Below are 13,468 nucleotides of genomic sequence, written 5' to 3'. Positions count from 1 at the left end.
ATACAAAAATAAAAAAGATTCGAGGTGTTGCATGTCCCCGTTAGAACCGCAGACTCCTGCCGCGCCCGCCATGGTGCGGCTGCCCCTCTTGCAACTGATTCTGGTCGGCCTGCAACACGTCTTGTTGATGTACGGCGGCGCCGTCGCCGTGCCTCTGATCATTGGCCAAGCCGCCGGCCTGAGCCGTGAAGAAATCGCCTTCCTGATCAACGCCGACCTGCTGGTGGCCGGCGTCGCCACCATGGTGCAGTCGTTCGGCATCGGCCCCCTGGGCATCCGCATGCCGGTGATGATGGGCGCCAGTTTCGCCGCCGTTGGCAGCATGGTCGCCATGGCCGGTATGCCCGGTATCGGTTTACAGGGGATCTTCGGCGCCACCATCGCCGCCGGGTTCTTCGGCATGCTAATCGCGCCGTTCATGTCCAAGGTCGTGCGCTTTTTCCCACCGCTGGTGACCGGCACCGTGATCACTGCCATCGGCCTGTCGCTGTTCCCCGTGGCCGTGAACTGGGCCGGTGGCGGCAGCGCGGCGGCCACCTTCGGCTCACCGATCTACCTGACGATTGCCGCTTTGGTGCTGGCCACCATCCTGCTGATCAACCGTTTTATGCGCGGTTTCTGGGTCAACATCTCGGTGCTGATCGGCATGGGCCTGGGGTACGCCCTGTGCGGCGTTCTCGGCATGGTCGACCTTAGCGGCCTGGCCCTGGCACCGTGGGTGCAGGTGGTGACGCCGCTGCATTTCGGCATGCCCACCTTCGAGTTGGCGCCGATTCTGTCGATGTGCCTGGTGGTGGTGATCATCTTCGTTGAGTCCACCGGGATGTTCCTGGCGCTGGGCAAGATCACCGACCGCGAGGTCACGCCAAAGATGCTGCGTCGTGGCCTGCTGTGCGACGCCGGCGCGTCGTTCGTGGCCGGGTTCTTCAACACCTTCACCCATTCCTCGTTCGCCCAGAACATCGGCCTGGTGCAGATGACCGGCGTGCGCTGCCGCTCGGTGACGATCATGGCCGGCGCGTTTCTGATTGTGCTCAGCCTGTTGCCCAAAGCCGCTTACCTGGTGGCCTCGATTCCGCCAGCGGTGCTGGGCGGCGCGGCGATTGCCATGTTCGGCATGGTGGCGGCCACCGGCATCAAGATTCTCCAAGAGGCCGACATCGCCGACCGCCGCAACCAGTTGCTGGTGGCGGTGAGCATCGGCATGGGCCTGATTCCCGTGGTGCGCCCGGAGTTCTTCGCCCAACTGCCGCTGTGGATGAGCCCGATCACCCACAGCGGCATCGCCATGGCCACCCTCAGCGCGTTGTCGCTGAATGTGTTGTTCAACATCCTCGGGGGTTCCGAGCGGGCGGTCGCCGAGCACGCGCACACCTGAGCGTGCCCCATCATCGCGCTGTACGCCCTGTAACAGCGCGCTTGAGCCCAGGCAGGGTTATCAGTATTCTCCGCGCCCGCTCGAATCGATTGCTCTTCAACGCGTTGGCGCGGCTCTTGCTAAACCCATAAAAGCTGACCGATCAGACGATATTCACAGCGAACCAAAGGCGCCACATCAGAGCGCCTGCATTAGAAGAAAAACCAAAAAAACTTTAACTCGGGAGCAACCGAATGAAACCTATGTTCAAAGGCCTGATGCTGGCGGGATCCCTGCTGGCCGGCGGCCAGGCCGTGGCCGGTGACTTGTTGCAGTGGCAGAACAACAGCCTGACCTACTTGTGGGGCAAGAACTTCACCGTTAACCCGCAGATCCAGCAAACGGTCACGTTCGAACATGCCGACGCCTGGAAGTACGGCGACAACTTCTTCTTCCTCGACCGCATCTTTTATAACGGCAAGGAAGACGGCAACGTCGGCCCGAACACCTACTACGGTGAGTTCAGCCCGCGCTTGTCGTTCGGTAAGATCCTCGACCAGGACTTGTCCTTCGGCCCGATCAAAGACGTGTTGCTGGCGATGACATATGAGTTCGGCGAAGGCGACAACGAGTCATACCTGGTCGGCCCAGGCTTCGATTTGAACATCCCCGGTTTCGATTACTTCCAGTTGAACTTCTACCAGCGCCAGACCGAAGGCAATCGCCCCGGCGACGGTGTGTGGCAGATCACCCCGGTGTGGTCGTACACGATCCCGGTGGGCAACTCGAACATCCTGATCGACGGCTTTATGGACTGGGTGGTGGACAACGACAAGAACGCCCGCGGCACCTACCACGCCAACCTGCACTTCAACCCGCAAGTGAAATACGACCTGGGCAAGGCGATGAACTGGGGCGAGAAACAGCTGTACGTCGGTTTCGAATACGACTACTGGAAAAACAAGTACGGCATCGAAGATTCCGGCGCGTTCAAGACGACTCAGGACACGGCGAGCTTCCTGGTCAAGTACCACTTCTGAGCGAACGCCCCAGGTCAGCGTGTGAGAGGGGCTTGCCCCCTCCCACCGTCAGATCGGCTACAGACCCAAAAATCGGGTGATCTCTTCACGCTTGGCCAGCGCATCTTTCCTGCCCAACTCGATCAATTCGCTGCAATACCCCGCCTCGAACAACAAGTAGCTCAGCACCCCTGCCCCGCTGGTCTTGGTCGCACCCGGCCCGCGCAGGAACACACGCAACGCTGCCGGCATTTCCTGGCGATGCCGCGCGGCGATTTCGTCGATGGGCTGGCTGGGCGCGATGACCAGCACTTCCACCGGCGCCAGGCCGCGCGCCGCGCTGTCGGCCGGCTGCAAATGGCTGAACTGATTGAGGCGTTCCAGCAATTCGATATCGCTTTCCAGGCTGTCGATAAAGGTGCTGTTGAGCATATGCCCACCGATCTGGGCCAGGGTCGGTTGCTGCCCGGTAAAGGCGCGCTGCACCGCCGGTTCATTGCCTCGCGGGTTGCCGCTGACGCCCACCACCAGCACGCGGTTGGCGCCCAGGTGCAGGGCCGGGCTGATGGGGGCCGATTGACGCACGGCACCGTCGCCGAAATATTCCTGGTCGAGTTTCACCGGTGCAAACAGCAGCGGAATCGCCGAGCTAGCCAGCAAGTGCTCTACCGTCAGCTGGGTCGGTACGCCAATGCGACGGTGGCGCAGCCAGGCGTCGATGGCGCGCCCGCCCTGATAGAACGTCACGGCTTGCCCGGACTCATAGCCGAACGCCGTGATCGCCACTGCATGCAGGTGGTTTTGCCGGATAGCCTCATCGATGCCTTGCAGGTGCAGTTTGTCTTGCAACAAATCGCGCAGCGGCGAGCTGTTAAGCAGCGCCACCGGCACCCGGCGGCCCAGGCCCAACAGGCTGTGGATCAGGAAGCGAGCGGCCTGGCGCACCACGCCGGGCCAGTCGCTGCGCAGCACCAAGTGGCTGCGAAAGCCCTGCCAGAAGGCGGTCAGGCGCTCGATGGACGCGCGAAAATCCATGGCGCCGCTGGCCAGGCTCACCGCATTGATCGCCCCGGCCGAGGTGCCGACAATCACTGGAAACGGGTTGGACGCGCCGGGCGGCAACAGCTCGGCAATCGCCGCCAACACCCCTACCTGATACGCCGCTCGCGCCCCGCCGCCGGAAAGAATCAAGCCTGTTACCGGTTCAGCTGGGCGCATCGCATCACTCCATTGGGGAAAGGTCGTTCTTATCGACGGCGTTTTTCGTACAGCTTGGGTTCACCCGGTGGCCGGCTCTTGAAGCGGCGGTGGGTCCACAGGTATTGCTCGGGGCATTCGCGCACGGAGGCTTCGACCCACTGGTTGATGCGCAGGCAGTCCACCTCGTCGCTTTCGCCGGGGAAGTCGGTCAGCGGCGGGTGAATCACCAGGCGGTAGCCACTGCCATCGGCCAGACGCTCTTGAGTGAACGGCACCACCAGCGCCTTGCCCAAGCGAGCGAACTTGCTGGTGGCGGTCACGGTGGCGGCCTGGATGCCGAACAGCGGCACGAAAATACTTTGCTTGGCGCCGTAGTCCTGATCCGGTGCGTACCAGATGGCACGGCCGGCGCGCAGCAGCTTGAGCATGCCGCGCACGTCTTCGCGCTCCACGGCCAGGGAATCGAGGTTATGGCGCTCGCGGCCACGGCGTTGGATAAAGTCGAACAACGGGTTGCCGTGCTCGCGGTACATGCCGTCGATGGTGTGCTTCTGGCCGAGCAATGCCGCGCCGATTTCCAGAGTGGTGAAGTGCAGGGCCATCAGGATTACGCCCTTGCCATCCAACTGTGCCTGCTTGAGATGCTCCAGGCCTTCAACATGGGCCAGCCGCGCCAGGCGCTGACGCGACCACCACCAGCTCATGGCCATTTCAAAAAAGGCGATGCCGGTGGAGGCGAAGTTTTCCTTGAGCAGGCGCTTGCGCTCCTTGGCGGTTTTTTCCGGGAAGCACAATTCCAGGTTGCGCGCGGCGATGCGGCGGCGTTCGCCGGCCACGCGGTACATGCCCGCGCCCAACAACCGACCGATGGTCAGCAGGGCGCGGTACGGCAATTGGGTCACCAGCCATAGGAGGCCGAGTCCCAGCCATAACAGCCAAAATCGCGGGTGAAAAAATACAGCTCGAAAACGCGGGCGATCCATTACAGATTCCGGTAAAGACAAGGGCCGCGCATTCTACAACGGTTCGACTCGGCTTGCGGCCAGTGAGTGTTCTCGTTATAAGTCTCGACACTTTTCGTGACAAGCCGCTTTTGCCGACCATGAGCCAAACCGAACCGCTAGACCAAGATCCCGTGTTCCAGTTGAAAGGCAGCATGCTCGCCATCACCGTGCTGGAACTGGCGCGCAACGACCTCGACGCCCTGGACCGCCAATTGGCCGCCAAGGTCGCCCTGGCGCCGAACTTCTTCAACAACGCCCCGCTGGTGCTGGCTCTGGACAAACTGCCCGCCGGCCAGGGCGCCATCGACCTGCCTGGTCTGATGCGCGTGTGCCGCTCCCATGGCCTGCGCACCCTGGCCATCCGCGCCAGCCGCATCGAAGACATTGCCGCCGCCATCGCCATTGAACTACCAGTACTGCCGCCGTCCGGCGCGCGCGAACGTCCATTGGATCCGACGGAAGGCGACGTAAAGAAAAAACCGGAAAAACCGCCCGAGCCGACGATAAAGCCTACAAAGATCATTACCACCCCCGTACGCGGCGGGCAGCAGATTTACGCCCAGGGCGGCGACCTGGTGGTGGTCTCTTCGGTCAGTCCCGGCGCGGAACTTCTGGCCGATGGCAACATCCATGTATACGGCCCGATGCGCGGACGCGCCCTCGCCGGTATCAAGGGTGACACCAAGGCCCGAATTTTTTGCCAGCAATTGACCGCTGAACTGGTGTCCATTGCCGGCCAATACAAGGTCTCCGAAGATTTGCGCCGCGACCCGCTGTGGGGGGCCGCCGTTCAGGTCAACCTGTCGGGCGATGTGTTGAACATCATCCGGCTTTAACGGATACTGCCGCATTTTCCAAGCATCTCTAGACTCTGATAGCACAGCGAAACCGGCAAGACTTGTGTAGGAATAACTGAAAGCTGGCGTTTCCCCGCGGAAACCACAGCTTTTTCCTACAGTAGCTGTCCGCCTGCAGCGAGTTCCAAGAGATGTTTTTCAGGGGCTGAAAAGTCCTTTTTCCTTAGGGGTGAAACACCTTGGCCAAGATTCTCGTGGTTACATCCGGCAAGGGTGGTGTGGGTAAGACCACCACCAGCGCCGCTATCGGTACCGGCCTCGCACTGCGCGGCCACAAGACAGTCATCGTCGACTTCGACGTCGGTTTGCGTAACCTCGACCTGATCATGGGCTGCGAACGCCGCGTGGTGTACGACTTCGTCAACGTGGTCAACGGCGAAGCCAACCTGCAACAGGCCCTGATCAAGGACAAGCGCCTTGAGAACCTGTACGTACTGGCCGCCAGCCAGACCCGCGACAAAGAAGCGCTGACCAAAGAAGGCGTAGGCAAAGTCCTTGCTGAGCTGAAGGAAACCTTCGAATACGTGGTCTGCGATTCCCCAGCGGGTATCGAGACAGGCGCGCACCTGGCCATGTACTTCGCCGACGAAGCCATCGTCGTGACCAACCCGGAAGTCTCCTCGGTACGTGACTCGGACCGCATGCTTGGCCTGCTGGCCAGCAAATCCAAGCGTGCCGAAGAAGGCCAGGACCCGATCAAGGAGCACTTGCTGCTCACCCGCTACAACCCTGAGCGCGTCAGCAACGGCGAAATGCTCGGCGTTGAAGACGTGAAGGAGATCCTGGCCGTGACCCTGCTGGGCGTCATTCCAGAATCCCAGGCGGTGCTCAAAGCCTCCAACCAAGGTGTTCCGGTAATTCTCGACGACCAGAGCGACGCCGGCCAGGCGTACAGCGATGCGGTCGATCGCCTGCTGGGCAAGTCCGTGGAACATCGCTTCCTCGATGTCAAGAAGAAGGGATTCTTCGAGCGTATCTTTGGAGGCAACTAAACAATGAAATTTCTCGACTTCTTTCGCGCCAACAAAAAGCCAAGCACCGCGTCGGTCGCGAAAGAGCGTCTACAGATCATCGTGGCGCACGAACGCGGCCAACGCAGCACACCGGATTACCTGCCAGCCTTGCAGAAGGAACTGGTCGAAGTGATCCGCAAGTACGTCAATATCGGCAACGATGACGTGCATGTCGCCCTGGAAAATGACGGCAGCTGCTCGATTCTGGAACTCAATATCACCCTGCCCGATCGTTGATCGAACGGGCGGTCGCCACGGCGGCTGGGGCGTGCGGCTCCCTTTACGGGAAGCGGACGGCCCAGCCGCCGTTGGCGTTTGTTACGAGGCTGTTTAATGCCGTTGTCCAACATTCATATCCTCTACCAGGACGACGCGGTCCTGGTGGTGAACAAGCCGACCCTGCTGCTCTCGGTGCCTGGCCGCGCCGATGACAACAAGGACTGCCTGATCACGCGCCTGCAGGAAAACGGCTACCCCGAAGCTCGCATCGTCCACCGGCTGGACTGGGAAACCTCGGGCATCATCCTGCTGGCCCGCGACGCCGATACTCACCGCGAGCTGTCCCGTCAATTTCACGACCGTGAAACCGAAAAGGCCTACACCGCCCTGGCCTGGGGCCAACCGGCACTGGATAGCGGCAGCATCGACCTGCCCTTGCGCTACGACCCACCCACCAAGCCCCGGCATGTGGTGGACCACGAATTCGGCAAGCATGCACTGACCTTCTGGAAGGTGCTGGAACGTTGTGGCGATTGGTGTCGCGTTGAGCTGACGCCGATCACCGGGCGTTCGCACCAATTGCGTGTGCATATGCTATCCATCGGCCACCCTCTGTTGGGGGATGGCCTTTACGCCCACGAACAAGCCCTGGCTGCGTGGCCGCGCCTGTGCCTGCACGCGAGCATGCTCAGCTTTACCCATCCGCAAAGCGGCGAGCGCTTACGCTTCGAGTGCCCCGCACCCTTTTAAGTGGTCAACACAGGCAAATGTGGGAGGGAGCTTGCCCCCGATGACGGCGTATCAGTGGCAGATGTACTGACTGACACACTGCAATCGGGGGCAAGCCGTCTCCCACATTTGTTATGTGCACTTGCCGCCATCGAACGGTAAACTCCGCGCATTGCTGTCTGGAGCTATTTATGCGCGAAGCGTTGAATCAAGGCCTGATCGACTTTCTCAAGGCCTCCCCTACTCCTTTTCATGCCACCGCCGCCCTGGCCCAGCGCCTGGAAGCGGCCGGTTACCAGCGTCTCGACGAGCGCGAAACCTGGGCCACCGAAGCCAACGGGCGCTATTACGTTACCCGTAACGACTCCTCGATCATCGCCTTCAAGCTCGGCCGCCAGTCGCCGCTGCAGGGCGGTATTCGCCTGGTCGGCGCCCATACCGACAGCCCGTGCCTGCGGGTCAAGCCGCAGCCGGAGTTGCAGCGCCAGGGCTTCTGGCAGTTGGGCGTGGAAGTCTACGGCGGTGCGCTGCTGGCGCCGTGGTTCGACCGCGACCTTTCCCTGGCCGGCCGCGTGACTTTCCGCCGTGACGGCAAGGTCGAAAGCCAATTGATCGACTTCAAGCTGCCGATCGCGATCATCCCCAACCTGGCCATCCACCTCAATCGCGAAGCCAACCAGGGCTGGGCGATCAATGCCCAGACCGAACTGCCGCCGATCCTGGCGCAGTTTGCCGGTGACGAGCGCGTGGATTTCCGCGCCGTACTCACCGACCAACTGGCCCGCGAGCATGGGCTCAATGCCGACGTGGTGCTCGACTACGAGTTGAGCTTCTACGACACCCAAAGCGCTGCGGTGATCGGCCTCAACGGCGACTTTATCGCCGGTGCGCGCCTGGACAACCTGCTGTCGTGCTACGCCGGCCTGCAAGCCCTGCTCACCAGCGACAGCGACGAAACCTGCGTGCTGGTATGCAATGACCATGAAGAAGTCGGTTCATGCTCGGCCTGCGGCGCCGACGGCCCGATGCTGGAACAGACCCTGCGTCGCCTGTTGCCTGAAGGTGATGAATTCGTACGGACCATCCAGAAATCCCTGCTGGTGTCTGCGGACAACGCCCACGGCGTGCATCCGAATTACGCCGACAAGCACGACGCCAACCACGGCCCCAAGCTCAATGCCGGCCCGGTGATCAAGGTCAACAGCAACCAGCGCTACGCCACCAACAGCGAAACCGCCGGGTTCTTCCGCCATCTGTGCATGGCCCAGGAAGTACCGGTGCAGAGCTTCGTGGTGCGCAGCGACATGGGCTGCGGCTCCACCATCGGCCCGATTACCGCCAGCCACCTGGGTGTGCGCACCGTGGACATTGGTTTGCCGACATTTGCCATGCACTCGATCCGCGAACTGTGCGGCAGCCATGACTTGGCGCATTTGGTGAAGGTGCTGGGCGCGTTCTACGCCAGCCACGACCTGCCCTGATCAATGAGGGAGGGGGCAGCCCCTCCCTCATTGGGTTTTGCCTAAAGCTGATCTGCATCATCTGCACTTTCTGCAATCCGACCTAGACTGGTCGATATTCCCCGTCAGACAAGGCCGTCGTTCCATGATTTCCATGTCCTCGTTCCACGCCATGCTTATCCCTATCCTGATCGGCATGATCATGCTGGCAGTGGGTTTCAACTTTCGCGACAAGCCCCTGGGCGTGTTCGGCATGTGGGTCGGCATGCTGCTGATCCTGGGCACCGTGGTGTACAAAATCCTCGCCAAACTGGCTGAATAAGAATTGCACTCGCATCTGGCATAGCGCCCTCGTACACTCGGTCAATTCGTCGTCTCCAAGGTTGACCGCCTCGTGCTTTCCCGTCTGTTTGCCCTGCCCTGTTCCCTGTTGCTTGCCCTGCTTATCCTGCTGCCGATCGCGCCTGCCTACGCAGCGGGCCTGCCGGGGCTGCTCAACGGCGGCAATAAAGCCCAACCCCAGGCCGAAGTACCGCTGGGGCAGTCGTTGGACGAGGTGATCAAAACCCTGGAGAACGACCAGCAGCGCACTCAACTGCTCAGTGACCTGAAGAAACTGCGCGCCGCCACGCAAAAGGCTCAGCCGGCCGCCGAGCAAGGCGTACTCGGCTTGATCGGCAGCACCTTGTCAGGCCTGGAACAGCAATTTTCCGGCAGCGACAGCCCACTGGGGCGTTGGTCCGATGAAGTCGATCAGGCCAAGGACGAACTTGAAGCCCTGATGCTGCCGGCCAGCGAATGGCTACCGATTATTTTCGGCTTTGCCTTGATTCTGGCGGTGTGGAGCCTGCTCGCCGCCGCGCTGATCTGGCTCAGCCACCGCGTGCGCGAGCGCTTCGGCCTGCCCGAAGAATTGCCGCAGCACCCACGCACCTGGGACATGCTGCGCTTTGCCCTGCGCAAACTCGGGCCGTGGCTGATCGCGCTGGTGATCACCGTGTACCTGAGCTACGCCCTGCCCTCGTCCCTGGGCAAATCCCTGGCGATGGTGCTGGCCTATGCGCTGGTGGTGGGCACCTGTTTTTCCGCAATCTGTGTGATTGCGTTCTCCCTGCTCGACGGCCCGCATCGCCATCGTGCGCTGTACATCCTGCGCCATCAGGCTTTTCGTCCGCTGTGGCTGATCGGCAGTTTCGCCGCCTTCGGCGAAGCCCTGAGCGACCCGCGTCTAATGCAATCCCTAGGGCAGCACTTGGCACACACCGCCGCGACCGTGGCCAATGTGATGGCGGCGTTGTCCACTGGGGTGTTTATCCTGCGTTTTCGTCGGCCGATCGCGCATCTGATCCGCAACCAGCCACTGTCGCGCCGCCTCACACGGCGCACCCTCAGCGACACGCTGTCGATCATCGGCACGTTCTGGTACTTGCCGGCGCTGTTGCTGGTGGGCATCTCGCTGTTCGCCACGTTTCTGTCGGCCGGCGACACCAGCACCGCCCTGCGCCAGTCGCTGCTGTGCACGGTGCTGCTGGTGTTGTGCATGGTGATCAACGGCCTGGTACGCCGCCATTCGCTCAAGCCCCAGCGCGGGCACAAGCGCCATGCGCTGTATTCCGAGCGCCTGAAGAGTTTTTTCTACACCCTCGCCCACTTGCTGGTATGGCTGGCGTTTATCGAACTGGGTCTGCGGGTCTGGGGCCTGTCGTTGATTCGCTTTACCGAAGGCGACGGCCATGAAATCAGCGTCAAGCTGTTCGGCCTGGGCGGCACGCTGCTGTTTGCCTGGCTGATCTGGATCCTCAGCGACACCGCGATCCACCACGCCTTGACCCGCTCGCGCAAAGGCCTGGCCAACGCCCGCGCGCAGACCATGATGCCGTTGATCCGCAACGTGCTGTTCGTGACCATTTTCATCATCGCCGCCATCGTCGCCCTGGCGAATATGGGCATGAACGTCACGCCGCTGCTGGCCGGTGCCGGTGTGATCGGCCTGGCCATCGGCTTCGGTGCGCAATCGCTGGTGGCGGACCTGATCACCGGCCTGTTCATCATCATCGAGGACTCCCTGGCCATCGACGACTACGTGGACGTCGGTGGCCACCTGGGCACGGTCGAGGGCCTGACCATCCGCACCGTGCGCCTGCGCGACATCGACGGCATCGTGCACACCATTCCGTTCAGCGAAATCAAGAGCATCAAGAACTACTCGCGGGAGTTCGGCTACGCGATCTTCCGCGTGGCGATCCCTTACAACATGGACATCGACGACGCGATCAAGCTGATCCGCGACGTGGGCCAGAAAATCCGCAACGACCCGATGCAGCGTCGCAATATCTGGTCGCCGCTGGAGATTCAGGGGGTGGAGAGCTTTGAGTCCGGCAGCGCAATCCTGCGCGCCCGATTCAAGACCGCGCCGATCAAACAGTGGGAAGTGTCGCGGGCGTTCAACCTGTCGCTCAAGCGTCAGCTGGATGAAGCTGGCCTGGACCTGGCCACGCCGCGCTTGAGCGTGCAGGTGGTGACGGCGGCGTCAGGGCAGGAAAAAGACAAGAGCGTCTAACTCCCGATCCCATGGCGGGATCGGGAGGCGAGAGAGATCAACCGGCCAGTGCCGCGCCATCCATCTTCTGGCGCAGGCTCAACGGACGCATGTCGGTCCAGACTTCTTCGATGTAGGCCAGGCATTCTTTCTTGAAACCGCTCTTGCCCACGGTACGCCAGCCGTCCGGCACAGCCTTGTAATCGGGCCAGATGGAATACTGTTCTTCATGGTTGACCACTACCTGAAACAGGATGTCGTCGCGGTCAAATACTGAGGTCATTGCTGTTCTCCATCGTTCAAAGGCTGGGCTGCGCACCACGCGCAGCATCGATATCTGTAGAAACGTAGCGGGCGCGCAAAAAATTAGAGACTGGCGACGGCTGCCGCCAGGGCGCGGCCGAAAATATCGGCCACTTGGTCGATTTCGCCGGCGGTGATCACCAGCGGCGGCAAGAAGCGCACCACGCTGGCGTGGCGACCGCCCAGCTCCAGGATCAAGCCGCGCTTGAGGCATTCGCGCTGCACCAACGGCGCCAACTGGCGATGCACCGGGGGGTGGCCCTGACTGTCGAGCGCGCCGTGGGGGTCTACCAGCTCAACACCGAGCATCAACCCACGCCCACGGATATCCCCCAGGTGTGGGTAGTCGCGCTGCAACAGGCGCAGGTGTTCACCCAGGCGCTCGCCCATCGCCGCCGCGTGACCCGGCAAATCGTGGGCCTTGAGGTAGCGCATTACCGCCGAGCCCGCCGCCATTGCCATCTGGTTGCCACGAAACGTGCCGGCATGGGCGCCCGGCAGCCAGGTGTCGAGCCAGTCGCGGTACACCACCACCGCCAACGGCAGGCTGCCGCCGATAGCCTTGGACAGCACCACCACGTCCGGGATGATGCCGGCGTGTTCAAACGCAAACATCTTGCCGGTGCGACCGAAGCCGCTCTGGATCTCATCGACGATCAATGCCACGCCCGCCTGTTCGGTGATACGCCGCAGGCCGCGTAGCCAATCGAGGTCGGCCGGAATCACGCCGCCCTCGCCTTGCACCACTTCCACAATCACCGCCGCCGGCAGCAGCACGCCGGCTTCGGGGTCGTTGAGCAGGTTTTCCAGGTAATGCAGGTTGACCCGCACGCCCTCCGCGCCGCCCAGGCCGAACGGGCAACGGTAGTCATAGGGGAACGGCAGGAATTGCACACCATTGCCGAGCAGGGCACCCAGCGGTTTCTTCGGCCCCAGGCTGCCCATCAGGCTCAACGCGCCTTGGCTCATGCCGTGGTAACCGCCCTGGAACGACAACACCGTACTGCGCCCAGTGGCGGTGCGCACCAGTTTCAGCGCGGCTTCCACCGCATCGGTGCCGGTGGGGCCGCAGAACTGGATCTTGGCTTGCTGCGCCAGCTCAGCCGGCAGCAGGCCGAACAAGTCCTGCACAAACTGATCCTTGACCGGCGTGGTCAGGTCGAGGGTGTGCAGCGGCAATTCATCGCTCAGCACCTGCTGGATGGCGTCGATCACCACGGAGTGGTTATGCCCCAGCGCCAGCGTACCGGCGCCGGCCAGGCAATCGATAAAGCGTCGGCCCTCCACGTCCTCCACGTAAATGCCCTTGGCCCGCTTCAGCGCCAGGGGGATACGCCGCGGATAACTGCGCGCATTGGACTCCTGCTGACGCTGGCGGGCCAGCAGCGGGGTTTCGTCGAACTGATAAAGCGTTTCATGCACTTGGGTATCTTCAATACGGCTGATAGCGACTGACATCTCTCGATCCCTCAATACGCGGATGATGGTGACCAAACTGCCGATCCGTTGGCGTCTGGCCCAAGGGCATGCGCACGGATTTCCTGTTCTGGAAACGCACCAGCGAGAAGAGGATTTAGGCGGCAGTGATGATTGCACCTGATAGCGGGGGATCAATCGGCAACTCTATTGGCTGATCCAGTGCCATCGGGGGCAAGCCCCCTCCCACATTGGGATGACCTTTGTTTTCGAAATGGAGCAATGGCTCGGTTAAAGTGAAATCGGTCAAAACTGTGGGAGGGGGCTTGCCCCCGATGGCCATAGGTATCTA

General features: G+C 61.8%; 13 protein-coding genes. 9 read left to right on the top strand and 4 right to left on the bottom strand.

Features of this window, described 5'->3' with window-relative positions; all coding sequences use genetic code 11:
• Window positions 1-31 precede the first annotated feature (31 nt).
• Together QRN41_RS05725 and QRN41_RS05720 are read left to right on the top strand one after the other, a co-directional pair.
• Window positions 32-1,378: a nucleobase:cation symporter-2 family protein gene (locus tag QRN41_RS05725; protein WP_123478926.1), complete on the top strand. Its 1,347-nt coding sequence runs from the start codon at window positions 32-34 to the stop codon at window positions 1,376-1,378.
• Window positions 1,379-1,611: 233 nt separating this feature from the next.
• Window positions 1,612-2,397, top strand: a complete 786-nt coding sequence (locus tag QRN41_RS05720; RefSeq protein ID WP_034099390.1) for an outer membrane protein OmpK — start codon at window positions 1,612-1,614, stop codon at window positions 2,395-2,397.
• A 57-nt stretch (window positions 2,398-2,454) separates the two neighbouring features.
• Here the strand turns inward: QRN41_RS05720 and QRN41_RS05715 are convergent, their stop codons facing one another.
• Both QRN41_RS05715 and QRN41_RS05710 read right to left on the bottom strand, forming a co-directional pair.
• Window positions 2,455-3,594: a patatin-like phospholipase family protein gene (locus QRN41_RS05715; protein ID WP_034099392.1), complete on the bottom strand. Its 1,140-nt coding sequence runs from the start codon at window positions 3,592-3,594 to the stop codon at window positions 2,455-2,457.
• Between the two features lie 29 nt (window positions 3,595-3,623).
• Window positions 3,624-4,559, bottom strand: a complete 936-nt coding sequence (locus tag QRN41_RS05710; RefSeq protein WP_034138803.1) for a lipid A biosynthesis lauroyl acyltransferase — start codon at window positions 4,557-4,559, stop codon at window positions 3,624-3,626.
• A 119-nt stretch (window positions 4,560-4,678) separates the two neighbouring features.
• On the opposite strand from QRN41_RS05710, the gene minC reads away from it, so the two are divergent.
• The 7 genes from minC (at window position 4,679) to QRN41_RS05675 (ending at window position 11,418) form a co-directional block, all read left to right on the top strand.
• On the top strand, window positions 4,679-5,416 hold the full coding sequence (gene minC / locus QRN41_RS05705) for a septum site-determining protein MinC (RefSeq protein WP_034099395.1): 738 nt from the start codon (window positions 4,679-4,681) through the stop codon (window positions 5,414-5,416).
• A 200-nt stretch (window positions 5,417-5,616) separates the two neighbouring features.
• Window positions 5,617-6,429 carry a septum site-determining protein MinD gene (minD, locus tag QRN41_RS05700; protein ID WP_094064907.1) on the top strand — a complete coding sequence of 271 codons (813 nt, stop codon included), beginning with the start codon at window positions 5,617-5,619 and terminating at the stop codon, window positions 6,427-6,429.
• 3 nt (window positions 6,430-6,432) lie between these two features.
• Window positions 6,433-6,687, top strand: a complete 255-nt coding sequence (minE, locus tag QRN41_RS05695) for a cell division topological specificity factor MinE (RefSeq protein ID WP_003175252.1) — start codon at window positions 6,433-6,435, stop codon at window positions 6,685-6,687.
• 96 nt (window positions 6,688-6,783) lie between these two features.
• On the top strand, window positions 6,784-7,419 hold the full coding sequence (locus tag QRN41_RS05690) for an RluA family pseudouridine synthase (protein WP_034099399.1): 636 nt from the start codon (window positions 6,784-6,786) through the stop codon (window positions 7,417-7,419).
• A 170-nt stretch (window positions 7,420-7,589) separates the two neighbouring features.
• On the top strand, window positions 7,590-8,879 hold the full coding sequence (locus tag QRN41_RS05685; RefSeq protein WP_034114690.1) for a M18 family aminopeptidase: 1,290 nt from the start codon (window positions 7,590-7,592) through the stop codon (window positions 8,877-8,879).
• Between the two features lie 124 nt (window positions 8,880-9,003).
• The gene (locus QRN41_RS05680; protein WP_016970148.1) at window positions 9,004-9,180 is read left to right on the top strand and encodes a hypothetical protein; all 177 of its coding nucleotides are present in this window, start codon (window positions 9,004-9,006) and stop codon (window positions 9,178-9,180) included.
• Window positions 9,181-9,252: 72 nt separating this feature from the next.
• Entirely contained in the window at window positions 9,253-11,418 is a 2,166-nt protein-coding gene (locus tag QRN41_RS05675; RefSeq protein ID WP_285421304.1) for a mechanosensitive ion channel family protein, read from the top strand.
• A gap of 37 nt (window positions 11,419-11,455) precedes the next feature.
• On the opposite strand, the gene QRN41_RS05670 is transcribed toward QRN41_RS05675, so the two are convergent.
• Window positions 11,456-11,680, bottom strand: a complete 225-nt coding sequence (locus QRN41_RS05670; RefSeq protein WP_034099405.1) for an MbtH family protein — start codon at window positions 11,678-11,680, stop codon at window positions 11,456-11,458.
• An 83-nt stretch (window positions 11,681-11,763) separates the two neighbouring features.
• Window positions 11,764-13,158 (bottom strand): aspartate aminotransferase family protein, encoded by a 1,395-nt coding sequence (locus tag QRN41_RS05665; protein WP_034138804.1) that lies wholly within the window; start codon window positions 13,156-13,158, stop codon window positions 11,764-11,766.
• Window positions 13,159-13,468 lie beyond the last annotated feature (310 nt).

This window comes from Pseudomonas sp. efr-133-TYG-23, from assembly GCF_030209215.1.
GTDB lineage: Bacteria > Pseudomonadota > Gammaproteobacteria > Pseudomonadales > Pseudomonadaceae > Aquipseudomonas > Aquipseudomonas rhodesiae.
The sequence above is the reverse complement of the archived record's forward strand: the minus strand, read 5'-3'. Positions and strand labels throughout refer to the sequence as shown.

What these genes read in the sequence shown, in the direction of transcription:
- QRN41_RS05725 (WP_123478926.1), top strand. Translation starts at nt 32, where the DNA reads ATGTCCCCGTTAGAACCGCAGACTCCTGCCGCGCCCGCCATGGTGCGG.
- QRN41_RS05720 (WP_034099390.1), top strand. Translation starts at nt 1,612, where the DNA reads ATGAAACCTATGTTCAAAGGCCTGATGCTGGCGGGATCCCTGCTGGCC.
- QRN41_RS05715 (WP_034099392.1), bottom strand. Translation starts at nt 3,594, where the DNA reads ATGCGCCCAGCTGAACCGGTAACAGGCTTGATTCTTTCCGGCGGCGGG.
- QRN41_RS05710 (WP_034138803.1), bottom strand. Translation starts at nt 4,559, where the DNA reads ATGGATCGCCCGCGTTTTCGAGCTGTATTTTTTCACCCGCGATTTTGG.
- minC (WP_034099395.1), top strand. Translation starts at nt 4,679, where the DNA reads ATGAGCCAAACCGAACCGCTAGACCAAGATCCCGTGTTCCAGTTGAAA.
- minE (WP_003175252.1), top strand. Translation starts at nt 6,433, where the DNA reads ATGAAATTTCTCGACTTCTTTCGCGCCAACAAAAAGCCAAGCACCGCG.
- QRN41_RS05690 (WP_034099399.1), top strand. Translation starts at nt 6,784, where the DNA reads ATGCCGTTGTCCAACATTCATATCCTCTACCAGGACGACGCGGTCCTG.
- QRN41_RS05685 (WP_034114690.1), top strand. Translation starts at nt 7,590, where the DNA reads ATGCGCGAAGCGTTGAATCAAGGCCTGATCGACTTTCTCAAGGCCTCC.
- QRN41_RS05680 (WP_016970148.1), top strand. Translation starts at nt 9,004, where the DNA reads ATGATTTCCATGTCCTCGTTCCACGCCATGCTTATCCCTATCCTGATC.
- QRN41_RS05670 (WP_034099405.1), bottom strand. Translation starts at nt 11,680, where the DNA reads ATGACCTCAGTATTTGACCGCGACGACATCCTGTTTCAGGTAGTGGTC.
- QRN41_RS05665 (WP_034138804.1), bottom strand. Translation starts at nt 13,158, where the DNA reads ATGTCAGTCGCTATCAGCCGTATTGAAGATACCCAAGTGCATGAAACG.